The 19,638-nt window shown below is 70.5% G+C and carries 21 protein-coding genes, 1 tRNA gene and 1 pseudogene; 10 read left to right on the top strand and 13 right to left on the bottom strand.

Features of this window, described 5'->3' with window-relative positions; genetic code table 11:
- Positions 1–25: 25 nt before the first annotated feature.
- A pseudogene (locus V7050_RS07310) lies at positions 26–2,191 on the bottom strand (helicase-related protein); the annotation flags it as partial.
- Positions 2,192–2,221: 30 nt separating this feature from the next.
- Positions 2,222–2,785: a tetratricopeptide repeat protein gene (locus V7050_RS07315; RefSeq protein WP_324365372.1), complete on the bottom strand. Its 564-nt coding sequence runs from the start codon at positions 2,783–2,785 to the stop codon at positions 2,222–2,224.
- A 74-nt stretch (positions 2,786–2,859) separates the two neighbouring features.
- On the opposite strand from V7050_RS07315, the gene V7050_RS07320 reads away from it, so the two are divergent.
- Both V7050_RS07320 and V7050_RS07325 read left to right on the top strand, forming a co-directional pair.
- Positions 2,860–3,150, top strand: coding sequence for an SCP2 sterol-binding domain-containing protein (locus V7050_RS07320; RefSeq protein WP_324365373.1), 291 nt, complete (start codon positions 2,860–2,862; stop codon positions 3,148–3,150).
- Positions 3,147–4,115, top strand: a complete 969-nt coding sequence (locus V7050_RS07325; RefSeq protein ID WP_324365374.1) for an alpha/beta hydrolase — start codon at positions 3,147–3,149, stop codon at positions 4,113–4,115. The genes V7050_RS07320 and V7050_RS07325 overlap by 4 nt, the downstream gene beginning before the upstream one ends.
- Here the strand turns inward: V7050_RS07325 and hisN are convergent.
- The 4 genes from hisN to V7050_RS07345 all read right to left on the bottom strand — a co-directional run bounded on the left by hisN (position 4,105) and on the right by V7050_RS07345 (position 8,093).
- Entirely contained in the window at positions 4,105–4,911 is an 807-nt protein-coding gene (hisN, locus tag V7050_RS07330) for a histidinol-phosphatase (protein ID WP_324365375.1), read from the bottom strand. The two genes, V7050_RS07325 and hisN, sit on opposite strands and share 11 nt — an antisense overlap.
- 76 nt (positions 4,912–4,987) lie before the next feature.
- The gene (locus tag V7050_RS07335; RefSeq protein ID WP_324365376.1) at positions 4,988–5,371 is read right to left on the bottom strand and encodes a helix-turn-helix domain-containing protein; all 384 of its coding nucleotides are present in this window, start codon (positions 5,369–5,371) and stop codon (positions 4,988–4,990) included.
- 259 nt (positions 5,372–5,630) lie between these two features.
- On the bottom strand, positions 5,631–7,451 hold the full coding sequence (typA, locus tag V7050_RS07340) for a translational GTPase TypA (protein ID WP_324365377.1): 1,821 nt from the start codon (positions 7,449–7,451) through the stop codon (positions 5,631–5,633).
- Between the two features lie 99 nt (positions 7,452–7,550).
- On the bottom strand, positions 7,551–8,093 hold the full coding sequence (locus V7050_RS07345) for an SRPBCC family protein (RefSeq protein WP_324365378.1): 543 nt from the start codon (positions 8,091–8,093) through the stop codon (positions 7,551–7,553).
- 88 nt (positions 8,094–8,181) lie between these two features.
- Here V7050_RS07345 and V7050_RS07350 point away from each other — a divergent pair, with 88 nt between their 5' ends.
- A complete protein-coding gene (locus V7050_RS07350; RefSeq protein ID WP_324365379.1) occupies positions 8,182–9,159 on the top strand; it encodes an NADPH:quinone oxidoreductase family protein in 978 nt (325 codons plus the stop codon).
- A 97-nt stretch (positions 9,160–9,256) separates the two neighbouring features.
- Here V7050_RS07350 and V7050_RS07355 read toward each other — a convergent pair whose 3' ends face one another.
- Positions 9,257–10,129 carry a LysR family transcriptional regulator gene (locus V7050_RS07355; protein WP_324365380.1) on the bottom strand — a complete coding sequence of 291 codons (873 nt, stop codon included), beginning with the start codon at positions 10,127–10,129 and terminating at the stop codon, positions 9,257–9,259.
- Positions 10,130–10,253: 124 nt separating this feature from the next.
- Here V7050_RS07355 and V7050_RS07360 point away from each other — a divergent pair, with 124 nt between their 5' ends.
- Positions 10,254–10,460 (top strand): DUF1127 domain-containing protein, encoded by a 207-nt coding sequence (locus tag V7050_RS07360; protein ID WP_324365381.1) that lies wholly within the window; start codon positions 10,254–10,256, stop codon positions 10,458–10,460.
- Between the two features lie 7 nt (positions 10,461–10,467).
- On the opposite strand, the gene V7050_RS07365 is transcribed toward V7050_RS07360, so the two are convergent.
- Positions 10,468–11,163, bottom strand: a complete 696-nt coding sequence (locus V7050_RS07365) for an arylesterase (protein ID WP_324365382.1) — start codon at positions 11,161–11,163, stop codon at positions 10,468–10,470.
- Between V7050_RS07365 and V7050_RS07370 the strand changes: the two genes are divergently transcribed.
- The 5 genes from V7050_RS07370 (at position 11,164) to V7050_RS07390 (ending at position 16,293) form a co-directional block, all read left to right on the top strand.
- Positions 11,164–11,853 (top strand): ABC transporter ATP-binding protein, encoded by a 690-nt coding sequence (locus V7050_RS07370; protein WP_324365383.1) that lies wholly within the window; start codon positions 11,164–11,166, stop codon positions 11,851–11,853.
- Positions 11,850–14,387, top strand: coding sequence for an ABC transporter permease (locus tag V7050_RS07375; RefSeq protein ID WP_324365384.1), 2,538 nt, complete (start codon positions 11,850–11,852; stop codon positions 14,385–14,387). Before V7050_RS07370 ends, V7050_RS07375 begins: the two co-directional genes overlap by 4 nt.
- Positions 14,388–14,478: 91 nt before the next feature.
- Entirely contained in the window at positions 14,479–14,619 is a 141-nt protein-coding gene (locus tag V7050_RS07380) for a hypothetical protein (RefSeq protein WP_324365385.1), read from the top strand.
- A 75-nt stretch (positions 14,620–14,694) separates the two neighbouring features.
- Positions 14,695–15,342, top strand: coding sequence for a hypothetical protein (locus tag V7050_RS07385; protein WP_324365386.1), 648 nt, complete (start codon positions 14,695–14,697; stop codon positions 15,340–15,342).
- 177 nt (positions 15,343–15,519) lie between these two features.
- Positions 15,520–16,293 (top strand): Bax inhibitor-1/YccA family protein, encoded by a 774-nt coding sequence (locus V7050_RS07390; protein ID WP_324365387.1) that lies wholly within the window; start codon positions 15,520–15,522, stop codon positions 16,291–16,293.
- 81 nt (positions 16,294–16,374) lie between these two features.
- On the opposite strand, the gene V7050_RS07395 is transcribed toward V7050_RS07390, so the two are convergent.
- From V7050_RS07395 to pdxH, 5 genes are all read right to left on the bottom strand, one after another.
- Positions 16,375–16,451 (bottom strand) — tRNA-Pro (locus tag V7050_RS07395).
- Between the two features lie 46 nt (positions 16,452–16,497).
- Positions 16,498–16,974 carry a DUF192 domain-containing protein gene (locus V7050_RS07400; RefSeq protein ID WP_324365388.1) on the bottom strand — a complete coding sequence of 159 codons (477 nt, stop codon included), beginning with the start codon at positions 16,972–16,974 and terminating at the stop codon, positions 16,498–16,500.
- Positions 16,967–17,488: a cold-shock protein gene (locus V7050_RS07405; protein WP_324365389.1), complete on the bottom strand. Its 522-nt coding sequence runs from the start codon at positions 17,486–17,488 to the stop codon at positions 16,967–16,969. The genes V7050_RS07400 and V7050_RS07405 overlap by 8 nt, the downstream gene beginning before the upstream one ends.
- Positions 17,489–17,820: 332 nt before the next feature.
- Complete coding sequence (locus V7050_RS07410) at positions 17,821–18,147, bottom strand: hypothetical protein (protein ID WP_324365390.1); 327 nt, start codon at positions 18,145–18,147, stop codon at positions 17,821–17,823.
- Positions 18,148–18,341: 194 nt separating this feature from the next.
- A complete protein-coding gene (gene pdxH / locus V7050_RS07415; RefSeq protein WP_324365391.1) occupies positions 18,342–18,956 on the bottom strand; it encodes a pyridoxamine 5'-phosphate oxidase in 615 nt (204 codons plus the stop codon).
- Positions 18,957–19,105: 149 nt separating this feature from the next.
- Between pdxH and V7050_RS07420 the strand changes: the two genes are divergently transcribed.
- Positions 19,106–19,498 carry a hypothetical protein gene (locus V7050_RS07420; protein ID WP_324365392.1) on the top strand — a complete coding sequence of 131 codons (393 nt, stop codon included), beginning with the start codon at positions 19,106–19,108 and terminating at the stop codon, positions 19,496–19,498.
- Positions 19,499–19,638 lie beyond the last annotated feature (140 nt).

Raw genomic sequence — 19,638 nt, forward strand, 5'->3', positions numbered from 1 at the left:
GGGGGGGGGGGGGGGGGGGTTAAAGGCCCGGGGGCGCGTCCGGCACCGCCGGCACGGTCACGAGGCCCGGCGGCGGCGATTCCGGGAAGATCTCGAGCCCCTCGGCCAGCGACCAGAGCACGAGGCGCAGCCGCGTCGGCGCCGGCTTGAGCAGAAGCGGCTGGAAGACGGTGAACTGGCCGAAGCGGACGCCGTGCTTGCGCAGCCCGGCGCGGCTTTCCTGGTCGAGGCCCTTGACCTCGTCGGCGATCGCGCCGCGGGGCACGATGCCGAGCCCCTCCACCAGCCGGAAGGCGACGCCGCGCGCCATGCCCGCCAGCGCCGCATCGTCGCGCAGCGCGATCAGCGGCGCGAAGAGCGCGGCGATCCGGCGGTCGATCCAATGGCCGAGCCGCCGGCGCAGCTTCTCGGCGATGGCGGGGTCGGCGTCCTCGTCGACGAAGGGCTGGATCTGGGGCGAGAGCGGGTCGGGGCCGGCGACGAGCCGGCCCACCGCATGCTCGCCCCACATCAGCCCGCCCTGCTCGGTCACGTCGATCTCGGGGTCGGGGGCGTTGTAGAACCTGTCGGCGCGCAGGCTGAGGACCGGGGCGAGAGCCGCGATGGCGGCGGCACGCAGGGTGCGCGCCTGCTCGGCCTCCGCCGTGGGGTCGAGGCGGAAGCGGAAGCCTTCGAGCCGTCCGACGAACTGGTCGTCGACGGACACCTCGCCGGTCTCGGTGACCTTGGCCAAGAGGCTCTCCTTCTGCTTCAGCCGGCGCATCAGCACCGAGGTGCGCCGGTCCACGAACCGCTGGGTCAGCCGCGCGTGCAGCGCGTCCGACAGGCGGTCTTCTACCGCACGCGTCTCGTCGCGCCAATGGTCCGCGTCGTCCACCCAGCCCTTGCGCTGGGCGACATAGGTCCATGTGCGGATATATGCCAGCCGCCGCGACAGCGCGTCGATGTCGCCGTCGGTGCGGTCGATGCGCCCGATCTGCCCGGCGAGCCAGTCGGTGGGCACGCGGCCGCCGCCATGCAGGAAGCCGAAGAGCCGGGCGCAGAGGCTTACGTGCTCGGAGGCCGAGACCTTGCGGAAATCGGGGATCTGGCAGACGTCCCAGAGGAGCCGGGTATCGGCGGGCAGTGCGAGGCGCGCGCGCAGGTCGCGCGATTCCGAGAGGCTGCGCAGCGTCGCGAGGTCGTCGGCCTCGCGGGCGCGCACCAGTTCGGGGTGGTCGGAGGGTGCCTCGAGGCTGGCGATGAGCGCCTCGGGGCTGTGGAAGTCGAGCCGGTGGTTGCGCCATTGCAGCCGGCGCAGCGGCGCGAACCGGCTGTTCTCGATCGCGTCGATCACCTCCGCGTCGAGCGGCGGCACCTCGCCGGTCACCCCGAAGCTGCCGTCTGTGGTGTAGCGCCCGGCGCGGCCGGCGATCTGCGCGAGCTCGTTGGGGTTGAGGTGGCGGTGGCGGCGGCCGTCGAACTTCACCACGCCGGAGAAGGCCACATGGGCGATGTCGAGGTTGAGCCCCATGCCGATGGCGTCGGTGGCCACGAGATAGTCGACGTCGCCGTTCTGGTAGAGCTCGACCTGGGCATTGCGGGTGCGCGGCGAGAGCGCGCCCATCACCACCGCCGCCCCGCCCTTCTGGCGCCGGATCAGCTCGGCGATGGCATAGACGTCCTCGGTGGAGAAGCCGACGATGGCGCTGCGCGGCGGCATGCGGCTGATCTTGCGGGTGCCGGTCCAGCTCAGCCGCGAGAAGCGCTGGCGGCGCAGGAAGGTCACGCCGGGCACCAGGCTCGCGATGCGGCCGCGCATGGAATCCGAGCCGAGCAGCAGCGTCTCGGTGAGGCCGCGGGCGTTCAGCAGCCGGTCGGTGAAGATATGCCCGCGGTCGGGATCGGCGCAGAGCTGGATTTCGTCGACCGCGAGGAAATCCGCGCCGATGTCGAGCGGCATCGCCTCGACGGTGCAGACCCACCAAGCGGCGCGCGGCGGCACGATGCGCTCCTCGCCGGTGACCAGCGCGACGACCGAGGGGCCCCGGAGCGCGACGATGCGGTCATAGACCTCGCGGGCGAGCAGGCGAAGCGGCAGGCCGATGACGCCGGTGCGATGGCCGAGCATGCGCTCGATGGCGTAATGCGTCTTGCCGGTGTTGGTCGGACCGAGAACGGCCGTCACGCGCGGCCCGCCATCAAGTGCCATCTTCGGATCTCCGGTCGCCTGCGGGCCCCGTCAGATATCGGCGGCGCCCGTCGTCCGTTCCAGACGGAGGATGGTCTCGTTGAGGTTCTCGCGGTTGGGATTGAGCGCCTGCACCGCGCGCAGCGCCCGGAGCGCGAGCTCGGTCTCGCCCATCTGCTCGAACATGAAGGCGAGGCCCGCGAGCGCGCCGAAATGCCGCGGCTCGAGCGCGAGCACCCGTTCGACGTCGGCGATCGAGAGCGCGTATTCGTCGAGCAGGTAGAAGGTCGTCGCCCGCGCGTTCCAGCCCTCGGCGAAATCCGGGGCATGGTCGGTCAGCGCGCTGAAGAGCTCGAGCGCCAGGTCGTAGTCTTCCGACGCCAGTGCCGCATTGCCGCGCTCGAGCAGGAGGTCCATCGCGTCCGATCCCGAATGCGACCAGATCCGCACGATCTCGCCCTCGATGCGCTGCCAGTCGGTGCGGCCGGGCTGGGCGAGCTCGGCGAAGAGAGCGTCGAGCTTCTCGGCCTGTTCCGCCGGCTGTGCGGCGACCGGCGCCGGGGCGGCGAGGCCGAGCGCCCCGGTGGCGCAGAGCATTCTGAGGAGCTTTCCCATTCCGGTCATGATCCCTAGATTAGCGGTCGCTGGGCAGAAATCGAGGGCTGCGCGCCCCAATCCGGAGACCTTTCATGAGCGATATCGTGGCCGCCGCCGTCAAGACCCTCAACGAGAAGCTGGATGGAGAAGGCATCGACGGCTCGGTGAAGTTCGTCATCGAGGACGAGGGCGCGGTGCGCATCGACGAATCCGGGGCGAGTGCCGACGATTCGGAGGCCGATTGCGTGATGACGGCGAATCGCGAGACCTTCGAGGGCATGCTCGGCGGCGAGATCGATCCGACCTCGGCCTTCATGAGCGGGCGGCTGAAGGTCGAGGGCGACATGGGGCTCGCGATGAAGCTGGGCAGCCTGCTGGCATGAGCGAGCCGGCCCCGTTCCATGCCGCCGTCGCCGATGCGCCGGAGGGCGCGCGGGCCTTCTGGCTGACGGCATCGGACGGAGTGCGGCTGCGCGCCGTTTCCTGGGAGGGCGGGACGCGGGGAACCGCGGTGATCTTTCCCGGCCGCACGGAATACGCCGAGAAATACGGGCCCGTGGCCGGGCGCCTGCGCGCGCGGGGGCTGAGCGTGCTGGTGATCGACTGGCGCGGGCAGGGCCTCTCGGACCGGCATGCGTCGCGGCCGACGCTGGGGCATGTGGAGGATTTCCGCGACTATCAGCGCGACGTGGCGGCGCTCATGGCGCTCGAGGCCCGGCTCGACCTGCCGGGGCCGCGCTATCTCTTCGCGCATTCCATGGGCGGCTGCATCGGGCTCAGGACGCTGCTCGAGCGGGCGGAATTCTGCGGCGCGGTCTTCTCGGCGCCGATGTGGCACCTGCAGATGCGGGCCGCGACGCGGGAGCTGACCAGCAAGGTGACGCAATTCGCCAATGTCATGGGGCTGGGCACGCGGCTCACGCCTGGCGCGAACGCGCAGCCGACGACGATGGCGATCGCCTTCGAGGGCAATCCGCTGACCTCGGACCGCGCGACCTTCGACTGGATGCTGGCGCAGATCACCCGCCATCCGGAGCTGGGCCTGGGCGGGCCGAGCATGCAATGGACCTATGCGGCCCTCGAGGAGATGGCGCGGCTCTACGTGGCGCCGCTGCCGAAGGTGCCGGTGCTGACCCTGCTCGGGACCGAGGAGACGGTGGTCTCGACCAGCGTGATCCGCGCCCAGCTCGACAAGATGGAGGCGGGCGAGCTCGTGCTCCTGGAGGAGGCGCGCCACGAGATCTTCATGGAGGTCCCGGCGACGCTGGAGACGGCCTGGCGGCACATCGACGATTTTCTCGCCCGGGTGCCGCTGCGGCGGGGGGCCGAGGCGCGGCTCAGTCGCTGACGCGGGAGAGGAGCTCGAGCGCCGCGGCATGGACGCGCCGGTCGCCGGCCGCCAGCACCCGGCCGCCCTGGTGCGCCGGGCGGCCGCGCCAGTCGGTCACGAGGCCGCCGGCCGCCTCGATCACCGCCTGCGGTCCCTGGATGTCGTAGCTGTGGAGCCCGGCCTCGATCACCAGATCCACATGGCCGAGCGCGACCAGCGCATAGGCGTAGCAGTCGAAGCCGTAGCGCGTGAGCCGCGCCCGGCGGCTCACCGCCATGAAACCCTCGCGCTCGGCTTCGCTGCCGATCTCCGGCCGCGTGGTGTAGAGCACGGCATCGGCGAGGCCCGGGCAGGCGCGCACCCGCATGTCGGAGACGTCGCCGCCGCGACGGTATTCCGCGCGACCGAAGCCGCCCATGAAGCGCTCGCCGGTGAAGGGCTGGTCGACGACCCCGAGCACCGGCCCGGTGCCGTCGTCGAGCCCGATCAGGATGCCCCATGTCGGGGCGCCGCTCAGGAAGGCGCGGGTGCCGTCGATCGGGTCGAGGACCCAGGTGAAGCCGGAGCTGCCGGATTCGCGGCCGTATTCCTCGCCATCCACGCCGTCCCCGGGCCGGCGTTCGGCGATGATCTTCCGCATGGCCGCTTCTGCGGCGCGGTCGGCCTCGGTTACCGGGTCGAATCCGCTCGCGGCCTTGTTGGCCGCGACGAGATCGGGGCTGCGGAAGAGCCGCAGGCAATGCGCGGCGGCGACATCGGCGAGATCGCCGGCAGTCCGCCAGAGCTCCGCCTGCAGTTCGGACCCCACCGCCATCGCTCGACCCCGTCCTTCAGGTATCCTCACCTTCGGGCGGTTTCGGCCATGCGACGGCCTCGGTCAAGACCTGCTTTCAGGCGACGTCGCTGAGGACGCGGGCCAGGTCGAACAGCCGGCGGCGCTGCGCCTCGGGGATCGCGTAGTAGGACCGCACGAGCTCGAGCGCCTCCTTGTCGGCGAGCAGGTCGCCGCGATGGGATTCCGCGCCGGCGATGGCCGCCTCGGCCGCGGATTCCTCGCCGTCGAACCCCTCGAAGAAGAAGCTGATCGAGACGTCGAGCGCCTGGGCGATGTCCCAGAGCCGGGAGGCCGAGATCCGGTTCATGCCGGTCTCGTACTTCTGGATCTGCTGGAACTTGATGCCGACGATGTCGCCGAGCTGCTGCTGGGTCATGCCCACCATCCAACGCCGGTGCCGGACTCGTTTGCCGACATGCACGTCCACGGGATGCTTCATACTCAGTGCTCCGCTATTACTTCATTCTCGCGATACTACCATGCATGATCCGTGCCAAGTCCTCTAGTCCCGGCTGTCGGGCCTTCCCGGCACTCAATCAGGGGTGTTGCCCTGCGGATGGTACGGGATTTTACCACAATCATAGGATGAAATCGAAGGGCCTTGCGAAACCGCAAACGCGACTCGGATACGATTTGCAAACGATTTTGCAGAATGCGAATGTCAACGATCGGTTGATAAACAGTTAATTTCCTTTTCGTCAGGATGCCGCCTGGCGCGATTGCCGCTTGCGTTCGTGCGGGTCGAGGAACCGCTTGCGCAGGCGGATCGAGCGCGGCGTCACCTCGACGAGCTCGTCATCGTCGATATAGGCGATCGCCTGTTCGAGCGTCATGCGGAAGGGCGTGGTCAGCACCACCGCCTCGTCCTTGCCGGCGGCCCGGATATTGGTGAGCTTCTTGCCCTTGAGCGGGTTCACCTCGAGGTCGTTGTCGCGGTTGTGCTCGCCGAGGATCATGCCGGAATAGACCGCCTCGCCCGAGCCGATGAAGAAGCGGCCCCGGTCCTCGAGGTTGAAGATGGCATAGGGGACGGAGACGCCGTCCTCGATCGAGATCAGGACGCCGTTGCGTCGCCCGGGGATCGCACCGCGGTGCGGCGCCCATTCGTGGAAGACCCGGTTGAGCACGCCCGTCCCGCGGGTGTCGGTGAGGAACTCGCCGTGATAGCCGATCAGCCCGCGCGAGGGCACATGCGCGACGATGCGGGTCTTGCCGCCCGCGCCGGTGCGCATCTCGACGAGCTCGCCCTTGCGCTGGCTGAGCTTGTCGACCACCACGCCGGAATATTCCTCGTCGACGTCGATCGTGACCTCCTCGACCGGTTCCAGCCGCTGGCCGCCCTCGTCGCGGAAGAGCACGCGCGGCCGGCTGACCGAGAGCTCGAAGCCCTCGCGGCGCATGTTCTCGATCAGCACGCCCATCTGCAGCTCGCCGCGGCCGGACACCTCGAAGGCCTCGCCGCCGGGGGTGTCGGCGACGCGGATGGCCACATTGGTCTCGGCCTCGCGCATCAGCCGGTCGCGGATCACCCGGCTCTGCACCTTGTCGCCGTCGCGGCCCGCGAGGGGGGAATCGTTGATGCCGAAGGTGACCGAGATGGTCGGCGGGTCGATGGGCTGGGCCGGGATCGCCTCGCTGACCGCGAGATCGGCGAGGGTATCGGCGACGCTCGCCCTGGTCATGCCCGCGAGGCTGACGATGTCGCCGGCCTCGGCCATCTCGATCGCCGCGCGCGCCAGCCCGCGGAAGGCGAGGATCTTGGAGACGCGGAAGCGCTCGATCTCGCGGCCATCGCGGGCGAGCGCCTTCACGGTCTGCCCGGTGCGCACGGTTCCGGCCTCGATGCGCCCGGTCAGCAGCCGGCCGAGAAAGGGATCGGCGGCGAGGGTGGTCGCGAGCATGGCGAAGGGCTCGGCGCGCCGCGCCGCCTGGGCCGGTGCCGGCACGTGGTCGAGGATCATGCGGTAGAGCGCGGAGAGGTCCTTTCGCGGCCCGTCCAGCGCCTCGTCCGCCCAGCCGCTGCGCCCCGAGGCGTAGAGCACGGGAAAGTCGAGCTGGTCGGCGGTCGCGTCCAGCGTCACGAAGAGGTCGAAGACCTCGTTCAGCGCCCGGTCGGGCTCGGCGTCGGGCTTGTCGACCTTGTTGAGCACCACGATGGGCCTGAGGCCCAGGCGCAGCGCCTTGGCGAGCACGAACTTGGTCTGCGGCATCGGGCCTTCGGCGGCGTCGACCAGCAGGAGCACGCCGTCGACCATGCCGAGGATGCGCTCGACCTCGCCGCCGAAATCGGCGTGACCGGGGGTGTCGACGATGTTGATCCGGTGTCCCTGCCAATCGACCGAGGTGGCCTTGGCGAGGATGGTGATGCCGCGCTCGCGCTCGAGATCGTTCGAATCGAGCGCGCGCTCGACGGTGGCCTGGTTGTCGCGGAAGGTTCCGGACTGCTTGAGCAGCGCATCGACCAGCGTCGTCTTGCCATGGTCGACATGCGCGATGATCGCGATATTCCTCAGATCCATTTCGGGCGGTCCTTCGTGCAGGGCACGGCTTCGGGTCCGGCGGCGGGCCGGATTGTCGCGCGGGGCTTAGAGCGGACCGGGGAAAAAGGCAATCGCGGCTCACCCGGCCTCGACGATCTCCTTGAGCCGTTCGAGCCCGCGCTCGTAGTCCGCGCCCACCCAGCGGTCCATCATCAGCCCCATGTAGCGCCCCACCGGGTTCAGCCCCATGTCGGCGCGCAGGCCCCAGGTCACTTCCGTGCCCCCGGTGGCGGCGGCGAGATCGAGCCAGGCCGTGGCGAGCCCCATGTCGCCGAAGTCGAGCGCCGTCGCCACGCGTTCGTTCGGGAGGCTCTCGGTGATCTCCTGGCTGCCGCTGCCGACGCGCGGATCCGCGCTGGTCCATTCCATGCGGTTGCCGACGCCGCTCTCCGGGCCGGTGAAGCTCACGGTCATCTCCGGGTCGACGCCGGACCAGGGCGACCATTGCTGGGCCTGCTGCAGCGAATCGATATGGGGAAAGATCTTCTCGGGCGGGGCGTCGATCAGGATGCTCCGCGTCACGGTCACCTCGCGCGGCAGGAAGAGCGAGACCACCGCGAGGACGATCGCGACGCCGATCAGGACGACGAGCAGGCGTCCGAGAAACCGCAGGAACCGCATGGCCTTCTCCCTCTTCCGGCTCCTATAGTCTTCCACGATTCCGGCGGCGGCACAAACCTCGCCGGACGGATGCGGGGAATTCTCACCGATGCGCGCGATGCAGGTCACCGAACTGGGAGCGCCGCTGGCGTTGCGCGAGGTCCCGCGGCCCGAGCCCGGGCCGGGCGAGGCGCTGGTGCGGGTCCATGCCTGCGGGCTGAACTTCGCCGACACGCTGATGGTGGCCGGGCGCTACCAGGTGCGGCCGCAACCGCCCTTCACCCCGGGCCTCGAGGCCTGCGGCACCGTCGAGGCGCTGGGGCCGGGCGCGTCGGGCCCTGGCCCGGGCACGCGGGTGGCGGTGCATTGCGGCGGCGGCGGGCTGGCGGAGTATCTTTGTGTCGCGGCGGCGCGCTGCGTGCCGGCGCCGGAGGCGATGCCCGATGCGGAGGTCGCGGGCTTTCTCGTCGCCTATGGCACGAGCCATGTGGCGCTCGCCGACCGGGCCCGGCTGCGCCCCGGCGAGACGCTGCTGGTGCTGGGCGCCTCGGGCGGGGTCGGGCTGACGGCAGTGGAGATCGGCGGGCTGATGGGCGCGCGGGTGATCGCCGTGGCGCGCGGCGCGGAGAAGCTCGCCGTCGCCCGCGCGGCGGGCGCCCATCATCTCCTGGATGCCGAGGCCGACCTGCGCGCCGAGGTCAGGGCGCTGGGCGGCGCGGATGTGGTCTTCGATCCGGTCGGCGGCACGGCCTTCGAGGCGGCGCTCGGGGCCTGCCGGCCCGGGGCGCGGCTGCTGCCGCTCGGCTTCGCCAGCGGCACGGTGCCGCAGATCCCGGCCAATATCCTCCTGGTGAAGAACCTCACGGTCTTCGGGCTCTACTGGGGCGGCTATGCCGAGCTGCATCACGCGCGGGTCGCGGACAGCCTCGGGGCGCTCTTCGGCTGGTACGCACAGGGCCGCCTGCATCCGCATGTGGGCCGGGTGCTGCCGCTGGAGGAGGCCGAGGCCGGGCTCGACCTGCTGCGGACGCGCAGGGCGGTGGGCAAGGTCGTCGTCGAGGTGGCGGCTTCCGCACGCGCCGCCTGATCCCGCTGGCCCTCAGGCCGGGGACCCGGTGCGGGGGGCGCGGTAGCCTCGGTCTTCGGGACCGGGGCGGAGGGGCGTCGTTCCAAGGGATGTCGGATCACTCCGCCGCGATGCGCTCCGGGCAGCAATAGGCGTCGCGCATGAGGTCGGCGAGCCGGGCGGCGAGCTGGGCGCGGGGGCCCGATCCGACATACATGTTCACGAGGTAGTCCGGCAGATCCGGCAGGGCGCCGCCGTGGCGGATCACCTCGCAATGCTGCGGGATCGCGCCGCGGAGCTGGACCAGAACCGCCAGATCCGCGGCGGCGCTGGCCTCCGAGACCGAGGCCGAGAGCGTGTCGACCGCGATCTCCCAGGGCAGGCCGGCGCGGTCGAGGGCCTCGAGCGCGGGGCGCTTGAACATGCAGCGCGACACCGAGGCGAAGCGCAGCGGCCGCTGGCGCCAGGCCTGCCCGCCCGCCGCGCCGACCCAGACCAGCGGCTCGCGCGCCAGGGTCTCGCCGCCCGGGTCGAGCTGGCCCTCGGTGGCGAGGATCAGGTCCATCTCGCCGCGATCGAGCAGGCTCTTCAGCTCGCTTGTGAAGAGCGAATGCAGCTGGACGCGCACCCGCGGATAGAGACTGGCGAAGCGCTGCAGGACGCGCGGCACATGCGGGTGGATCACGTCGTGCGGCACGCCGAAGCTGATCTCGCCCTCGAAGGCCTGGTTGGTCAGCCGGCCCCAGGCCTCGTCGTTGAGCGCGAGCATGCGCCGGGCGTAGCCGAGCAGCTGGTCGCCCTGCGGCGAGAGCGCGATGGAGCGCGCCGAGCGGTCGAGCAGCGGCTGGCCGATCATCTCTTCGAGCCGCTTGAGCTGCATGGAGACGGCCGATTGCGTGAGGTTCAGCTGGGCGGCGGCCTTGGTCACGCCGCCGGCATCGGCGACGGTCACGAAGGAGCGCAGCGCCGTCATGTCGAGGTTCCGGGCCATGTATCACGATCCTTGATGATATGGGCGACAATCTTTCGTTTCCATAATGCCAGCTTCTGGGACATGAATCAAGGAATGCGATGGGTCTTGAGTGAAGACCCGCAATTCCGTGATGGAGAGAACCATGCTTGCAGAATCTGGATCCCGCATCCCCGTGCAGCACTTCCGGCCCCGGTTCGGCTTCAGGGCGGTGCTCGACTGGCTCGCCGCGCGCGACGCGCGTCACCGGGCGCGGCTCGACCTCGGCCGGCTCGACCCGCATCTCTTGCGCGACATCGGCCTCACGGAGGCGGATTTGGCCGAGGAGCTGCGCCGGACCGGCGGGCTCTGACCCCGCCCTAGCGCCGGGTCAGGCCGATCAGCTCGAGCACCACCGGCCCGATATGGGCGACGATGGCCTCCACCCCTTCGGCATTGGGGTGGAGGCCGTCGCTCTGCATCAGGCGCATGACCTGGAACATGTTGCGGCCCTCGCCCATGCCGGCGAGGAAGGAACTGTAGTAGATCGCGCCGTGCTGCCGGGCGAGGTCGCGGAACATGCCCTTGAACGCCTTGCGGTATTCCTCGCCGTAGTTCGGCGGCGCCGGCAGCCCGGCGAGGATCATCGGCAGGCCGCGCGCCTCGATCGTCGCGAGGATGCCGTCGAGATTGGCGCGCATCTCCCCGGTGTCGAGCCCGCGCAGCATGTCGTTGGCGCCGAGTTCGACGATCACCGCATCGGGATCCTCGCCGAGCGCCCAGTCGATGCGCGCGAGCCCGCCGGCGGTGGTGTCGCCCGAGACGCCGGCGTTGATCACCACCGCGTCGGGGGCGCCGTTGGCCCTGAGCCAGGCCTGCAGCCGCGGCACGAATCCCTGGTCCTCGGGCAGGCCGAATCCCTGCGTCAGCGAATCGCCGAAGGCGAGGATGCGCACTTCCGCCGCGGCGGCCCCGGCGCCGGCGAGCAGGAGGGCGAGCGTGAAGGCAAGCTTGCGGATCGCGGCGCCGGCCCCATATCCCCCGCTATGTTCCGGCAGGGTCAAGGTTGGTCGCATATGTCGTCTCCGGTCATCGCGCTGAAGGATGTGGCCCTCACCCTCGAAGGCAATGCCGGGCCGGTCAAGATCCTGCATGGCATCACCCTCGACGTCGCCCGCGGCGAGACGCTCGGCCTGGTCGGACCCTCGGGCTCGGGCAAATCCTCGCTCCTGATGCTGATGGGCGGACTGGAGACCGCGACTTCGGGGAGTGTCACGGCGCTGGGCCAGGATCTCACGGCGATGGGCGAGGACGCGCTGGCGCGGTTCCGGCGCGCGCATATGGGGGTGGTCTTCCAGTCCTTCCACCTGATCCCGACCATGACCGCGATCGAAAACGTCGCGACGCCGCTCGAGCTCGCCGGCGACCCGCGCGCCTTCGAGCGTGCGGCGGCGGAGCTCGAAGGGGTCGGGCTCGGCGCCCGGCTCGACCATTACCCCGCGCAGCTCTCCGGCGGCGAGCAGCAGCGGGTGGCGCTGGCGCGCGCGGTGGTGGGCGAGCCGGCGATCCTGCTCGCCGACGAGCCGACCGGCAATCTCGACGGCGCGACGGGCGAGGCGATCATCCGGCTGCTCTTCGGCCTGCGCGACCGGCACGGCGCGACGCTGGTGCTCGTCACCCATGCCCCGGAGGTGGCCTCGCGCTGCGACCGGGTGATCCGGCTGCGCGACGGGGCGCTGGAGCGCTACGCCGAGGCGGCGGAGTGAGAATTCCCATCGCGCTGCGCCTCGCCTTGCGCGAATTGCGCGGCGGGCTGGCGGGGTTCCGCATCTTCCTCGCCTGCCTCGCGCTCGGGGTGGCGGCGATCGCCGCGGTCGGCAGCGTGCGCATGGCGATCGAGGAGGGCCTGAGCCGGGAGGCGGCGTCGATCCTCGGCGGCGACGCGCAGATCGAGTTCACCTATCGCTTCGCCGACCGGGCCGAGCGGGACTGGATGGCGGAGAAGGCCACCGAGATCTCCGGCCTCGTCGATTTCCGCTCCATGGCGGCCTTCGACGATGCGGACGGCGAGACCCAGCGCGCGCTGGTGCAGGTCAAGGCGGTCGACGGGGCCTATCCCCTCTACGGGCGGGTCGAACTCGCCGGCGACGGGAGCCTGGCGGAGGCGCTCGCCACCCGCGACGGGCTGCCGGGGCTGGTCGCCCAGCGCATCCTCATCGACCGATTCGGGCTCGAGCCCGGCGACGTGCTGCGCCTCGGCACGCAGGACTTCCGCCTGAGCGACGAGCTGCTGGTCGAGCCGGACGCGGCGGCGAGCGGTTTCGGGCTCGGGCCGCGGGTGATCGTGCTCCTGGAGGATCTCGAGGGCAGCGGGCTTCTGAGCGAAGGCTCGCTTTTCGATTCCTCCTATCGCCTGCGGCTGCCGCCGGAGGCCGATCTCGCGGCGCTGCGCGAGGAGGCGCGCGCGCGTTTCGCCGACACCGGGCTGCAATGGCGCGACCGGCGCAACGGCGCGCCGGGGCTGAGCCGCTTCGTCGACCGGCTCGCGGCCTTCCTGGTGCTGATCGGGCTGGCCGGCCTCGCGGTGGGCGGCGTCGGGGTCTCGGCGGCGGTGCGCGCCCATCTCGAGGGCAAGACCGAGACCATCGCCACGCTCAAGACGCTCGGCGCCACCGGCGGCACGGTCTTTGCGGTCTATCTCGCCCAGATCGGCCTGCTCTCGCTCGCCGGCATCGCGCTGGGGCTCGTGCTCGGCGCGGGCGCGCCGCTTCTCGCCGCGCCGCTGATCGAGGCGCGCCTGCCGGTGCCGGCGGCCTTTGGCCTCTATGCCCGGCCGCTGGCCGAGGCGGCCGCCTATGGCGCGCTGACCGCGCTCATCTTCAGCATCTGGCCGCTGGCCCGCGCCCGGGACATCCGGGCGGCGGAGCTCTTCCGCGACCTGACCGCGGCGCGGCGCGCCTGGCCGGCGCCGCGCTTCGTCGCCGCGACGCTCGCGCTGGCGGGGCTGCTGGTCGGGCTCGCCACCTGGCTTTCAGGCGCGCCGGAACTGGCGCTTGGCACCGCCGGCGGGGTGATCGGGGCGCTCCTGCTGCTGCTTCTGGCAGCGCGCGGGCTGGGCCGCCTCGCGCGCCGTCTCGCCCGGAGCCGCCTCGCCCGCGGCCGGCCGGCTTTGCGCTGGGCGCTGGCAGCGCTGGGCGGGCCTTCCGGCGAGACCGCCTCGGTGGTGCTCTCGCTCGGCCTCGGGCTCTCGGTGCTGGCGGCGGTCGGGCAGATCGATTCCAACCTGCGTGGCCTGATCACCCGCGACCTGCCGGCGCGGGCCCCGTCCTATTTCTTCGTCGACATCCAGAACGACCAGCTCGAGGGCTTCCTGGAGACCGCCCGCGCCGAGCCGGGGGTGACGGCGGTGGAGACCGCGCCGATGCTGCGCGGCATCATCACCCGCATCAACGGCAAGCCCGCGCGCGAGGTCGCCGGCGGGCATTGGACGCTCAACGGCGACCGCGGCGTCACCTATGCCGCCACCCCGCCGCCGGGCACCGTGATCACCGAGGGCGCCTGGTGGCCGGAGGACCACGCCGGCCCGCCGCTCATGAGCTTCGCCGAGGAGGAGGGCCGCGAGCTCGGGCTGAGGCTCGGCGACACGCTGACGGTGAACATCCTCGGTCGCGACCTGACCGCGACGATTCTGAATTTCCGCGAGGTGAAGTTCGAGACCATGGGCATCAATTTCCTGATGACGGTGGATCCGGCGGCGCTGGCCGGGGCGCCGCATACCCATATCGCGACGGTCTATGCCGAGCCGGAGGCCGAGGCGCCGCTCCTGCGCGCGCTCGCCGAGGCCTATCCCAATATCACTGCGGTGCGGGTGCGCGAGGCGATCGAGAAGGTGGCGAGCTCGCTCGAGGGCCTCGGCGCGGCGACGCGCTGGGGCGCATCGGCAACGCTGCTGACCGGGCTCGTGGTGCTCGTCGGCGCGGCGGCGGCGGGGGTGCGGCGGCGGGTCTTCGAATCGGCGGTGCTCAAGACCCTCGGCGCCGGGCGCGGCCGGATCCTGGCGAGCTTCGCGCTGCGCGCTGCGCTGATCGGCACGGCGGCCGGCGCCGTGGCGATCCTCGCCGGCGGCATCGCCGGCTGGGCGGTGATGGTCCTCGTGATGGACGGCAGCTTCCGCTTCGAGCCGCTCTCGGCGCTGGCCATCGTCGCGGGCGGCGCCCTGGCGAGCCTTCTCGCGGGGCTCGCCTTCGCGCTCGGACCGCTTTCCGCGCGCCCCGCCCGCGTGCTGCGCGCCCGCGAATAGCGGCCGGCCTGCGCCTCGCCCCCAATCTTCCGCGCGGACGGCGATGCCGCTGGAGTGGCGGGCGCGAAGAAGAACAGGGAGGGAGACGACCATGGCATCGACAGCGCTTCTGGCAGGCGCCGCGATCGCGCTGGCCGCAGCGCAGGCGGCTTCGGCCGGCGAAGTCTGGCGCGCGGAGGGTTTCGAGGGGCCGGAGACCGTGCTCCACGATGCCGGGCGCGGCGTCCTCTAAGTCTCCAATGTCGCCGGCGACATCACCGCCAAGGACGGCAGGGGCGACAGCTCCCACCTGGCCCTGGACGGCACCATGGCGGATCGCGAATGGGCGGCCGGGCTCGATGCGCCCAAGGGGCTCGCGATCGGCGGTGACACGCTCCATGCGGCCGACATCGACCAGCTCGTCGCCATCGCCATCGGGACGGGCGAGGTCGGCGGCCGGTGGCCGGCGGAGGGCGCGGCATTCCTCAACGACGTCGCGGTGGACGGGCAGGGGCGCGTCTTCGTTTCGGACACGGTCGCCAACCGCATCTATGTGCTCGACGGCGACGCGGTATCGGTCTGGGCGGAAGGCGACGGGCTGTTGCATCCCAACGGCCTTGAGTTCGACGACGGCAGGTTGCTCGTCGCCGCCTGGGGCGATGGTCTTCACGACGACCTGACGACCGACGTGCCCGGGCATCTGCAGGCGGCCGACCCCGCAACGGGCGAGGTCGCTTCGCTGGGATCCGGCGCGCCCGTGGGCAATCTCGACGGCATCGAAGCCGATGGCACCGGCAACTGGCTGGTGACCGACTGGATCGCAGGGGCGCTCTTCCGCATCGACCCCGGGGGCGGGTTCGAGCTGCTCGCCGACCTGCCGCAGGGCAGCGCCAATCTCGCCTTCCTGCCCGGGGAGGGGCTCGCGATCGTTCCGCTGATGTTCGACGGCGCCGTGGTGGCCATGACCCCGGACTGAGCCTTGCCGATCCGGCGCGGCCGAATGCCCGTGCCGGATCAACGTAATCATAAGCAAAACCGTCAAATTTCCGCGCGCCGCCGCGGGGTGACGGTTGAAAAACCGGCGGCACTCACCGATATTTACCGCTGATCCGTGGGACGACCCGCGGGTGAGTCCCGCCAACGGAGGAACCCAATGGCCGAATTCGAGACTGTCCGCCGGACCGGCGCCGGCGTACGCACTGCGCAGGTCGACGAAGGTCTGCGCGCCCACATGAACAAGGTCTATGGCCTGATGGCCATGGCGATGGTGATCACCGGTGCCGCCGCCTGGGCCGTGGCCGGGCTGGCCGTCTCGGACGTGCCGACCCAGTACCAGATCGGCTCCGACACCTTTCTGACGAGCTTCGGCGTCGCGATCTACGCCTCGCCGCTGAAATGGGTGATCATGCTCGCCCCGCTCGCCGTGGTCTTCGGCATGTCGGCGGGCATCAACCGCCTGTCCGAGGCCGGGCTCCAGGGGGTCTTCTGGCTCTTCTCGGCGCTCATGGGCCTGTCGCTCAGCTCGATCTTCCTGGTCTTCACCGGCTATTCCATCGTCCAGGTCTTCCTGGTGACGGCGATCGCCTTCGCCGGCCTCAGCCTCTGGGGATACACCACCAAGAAGGACATCTCCGGCTGGGGCTCCTTCCTGATCATGGGCGTGATCGGCCTGATCGTGGCCATGCTGGTGAACATCTTCCTCGCCTCGCCCGCGGTCACTTTCGCGATCTCGGCGATCGGCGTGCTGATCTTTGCCGGGCTGACGGCCTATGACACCCAGAAGATCAAGACCACCTATCTCGAGATGCGTGGCACCGAGGGCGAAGCCTATCTGGGCAAGGCCGCGATCATGGGCGCGCTGTCGCTCTATCTCGACTTCATCAACATGTTCATGTTCCTGCTGCAGCTCTTCGGCAACCGGAACTGAGCGACGCCCGACCCGATCGGGCGGGGGCATGGGGGCCGGCGGAAACGCCGGCCTTTTTCGTTGCGGCCCCGTTGGAGCGGATGGTCGGGGCGATAGGATTCGAACCTACGACCCTCTGCTCCCAAAGCAGATGCGCTACCAGGCTGCGCTACGCCCCGACGCCGCAGGCTCTAGCGCGCGGGCCGGGTCAAGGGAAGGGGCTAGCTAGTCGCCGCAGGGCCAGGCGGCGGTTTCCGGATCGAGCGCGGGGTGGCGCAGTTCGGCGCCGAGGTCGATGCCGAGCTGGGCCACCGTGCCGCCGCTGACCTCGAGCACGTACTGAATGTCGCTGCCGCCGGGAATCGGCGTCTCGTCGAGCGGCACGGCGTTCTCGTGGATCCGGGTCAGCCGCCCGCTCGCGTCGAAGAAGAGCATGTCGAGCGGGATGAGGGTGTTGCGCATCCAGAAGGCCACCGGGCCCGGCTCGGGATAGACGAAGAGCATGCCGCCGAACCGCGGCAGGCTCTCGCGGAACATCAGCCCGCGGGCGCGGTCCTCCTCGCTGTCCACGACCTCGATCTGGAAGCGCAGGGTCGAATCGGCGTCACGCAGGTCGAGCGCGCCCGGCGCGCATTCCTGGGCCGCGGCCGCGCCGCCCGCGAGTGCAAGGAGGAGTGCCGCCGCCGCGAGCCTGCTAGACACCGGGATCCCCGCTGGCGCGCATCCGCGCCACGTAGTCCCAGCTGCGCACTTCGTAGACCATCGGCCCGCGCGGCCCCGCGGTCACCCGCACCGCCAGCACGTCGCCGGCCACCACTTCCCCGTAGCCGTACTGGCGGAGCGTCTCCATGTGCAGGAAGACGTCCTCCGCCTTGCCGTAGAGGTTCACGAAGCCGAAGCCCTTGACGCGGTCGAACCACTTGACCCGGGCGGGTTCCAGCGGCCCCGCCGCCTCGCCCGGCAGAAGCTCGACCATCGCCGCGACGCCTTCCTGGGTCGGCGGGCCGGGGAGGATGTCGACGACTTCCACGGCCTGGCGTCCGCGCTCGGTGCTCTGCACCTTGAGCACGATCTCGGCGCCCTCGGCGACTGAGGTGAACCCGAACACCCGGAGCACATTGCCGTGCAGAAGGATGTCGCCTTCGCCATCGCTCGTCACCACGAAGCCATACCCCTTCGTGGTATCGAACCATTTCACATGACCACGAACGAGCATTGCTCGATACTTCCTACCCTCGCCGGCGCAGGCGCGCCGCCTACCTTCGACAAATACCTGACTTCGCGGGAAACTGGCATCCCACCCACGGCCCCAAGTTACCGCTTTTGACAGTTAACGCAACTGTGAACGCGACCGAACCGGACATTGCCGCGAATTCACTCGCGAAGGCCGCAGATTCTTCGGGTGCCGGTAGAAGTGACCGCAGCAGTTCCGAGTGAAATTGCCCGGATTGTCCTCAAATCTGCAACCGTAACGGCCGGGCGTCCCGTTCACGACGCGCACGGCGATGATCACGTCTTCGCGCTTGGCTGCCTATTCTGCCGGGCGGGTCAGGTGAACCGACTCAGCAAGCCCAGCGACACGAAGGCGAGGGCGATCCCCGCCATCTCGCGGCTGGTGAGTTCCTCCTTGAAGACGAAGATCCCGAGCCCCGCCAGCAGGAGAATCGTGCCGAGCGCGTACCATACTCCGATCGAGGCCAGCGACATGTGCCGCATCGCATAGAGACAGCCGATCGCCGAGAGCATGTAGAGGCTCGCGCCGGCACCGAATTCCAGCGTCGCCAGCGCACGATCCTTGCCCGATGCCATCTTGAGGAAATAATCGCCCGACACCCCGAGCACGACGGCGGCGGTGATCACGAGGATCGGATTCATGGCGCGACCGTCGGTTCAGAAGACGTTCGAAGGTGCTCCGACAATCGCCGGTCGTGCCGGCCTGAATAAAACAGCATCGTGAATCCCACCCGGAAATCTCATCGAGACAGCAATCGGCAGAATGATACCCGTGGCGGGCAATCGGATAAAGCTGCAAAGAAGATCGGAGAATCTACCCAAGGTTGTTCGTCCGGTCAGGGGTTGAGGCGGGTCACGCTCCAGGGCGCTGCCGGATCGGCGCGGGTCCAGCGGAACCTGTCGTGCAGGCGATTGGCGCCGTCGGCCCAGAACTCGATCTCGACCGGCACGATTCGATAGCCGCCCCAGAAGGGCGGGCGGTCCGGGTCGAGGCCCTTGAGTGCGGCGATCCGTGCCACCGCGGCCATCAGCGTCGCCCGGCCCGCCAGCGGCTCGGATTGCCGCGACGCCCAGGCGCCCAGCCGGCTCGGCAGGCTGCGCGAGCGGTAATAGGCATCGGCCTGCGGCCCGTCCTCGCGGGAAACCGTGCCGCGCGCGCGGATCTGCCGCCGCAGGCTTTTCCAGTGCATCACGAAGGCCGCCTTGCCGGCCTGTTCGATCTCGCGGGCCTTGGCGCTGCCGTAATTGGTGTAGAAGACGAAGGCCGCGGGCTCGATCTCCTTGAGCAGCACCATGCGCGCGTTCGGCAGGCCGTCCGCGTCCACCGTGGCAAGGGCCATGGCATTGGGATCGTTCGGCTCGGCGGCTTCGGCCTCCGCGAGCCAGGCGCGGGCGATCGCGAAGGGATCCTCGCCGGCAAAGATTCCGCTCCGTTCAGCCTCGCGCGCCACATCGTTCTCCCTGCTCCGCCGGTCGCCGAGATTAGGCGTCCCGCGGGCGAGCGCAATGGCGGCGCTTGATCGAGATCATGGCCGCGCGCCCGGCGCCGGCCGAGGCTCGCCGCGTCGGATCGGTTCGGGGGAAAAGCCTGGAAAGCGCATTGCGGGCGGGGATCACCTATTTCGGGCTCGTCTTTGCCGCGGGCTTCGTGCTGGGGACGCTGCGCGTGCTCCTGCTCGCGCCGCTGATCGGCGCGACCGGGGCGGTGGCGGCCGAGCTCCCGGTGATGCTCGCAATATCCTGGATCGCCTGCCGGCGGCTCGTCGCGGCTTTCGCCGTTCCGGACGGCATCGCCGCGCGCGCGGTGATGGGCGGGACCGGCTTTGCACTGCTGATGCTCGCCGAGAGCCTTCTCGGCGCGCTCGCCTTTGGCCGCCCGCTCGCGGCGCACGTCGCCGAGCTCGGCACGGCCCGTGGGGTGCTGGGCCTCTGCGGACAGATCGCCTTCGGGCTGATGCCGCTGGTCGTGCGGGCGCGCGACGGCGCCCGCTGACCGGGCGGTCAGCCGTGGCCGCCGGAGCGGCGGCGGCGCGGGGCCGAGGCGGGGCGGGGGCCCCCGCCGGACGCCGGTCTTGGGCCGCGCGCCGGCGGGCCCCGACTTGGTGAAGTCGGGGCCCCCACCCCCCCCGGGCC

This window comes from Amaricoccus sp. (genome assembly GCF_036846665.1).
Lineage (GTDB): Bacteria > Pseudomonadota > Alphaproteobacteria > Rhodobacterales > Rhodobacteraceae > Amaricoccus.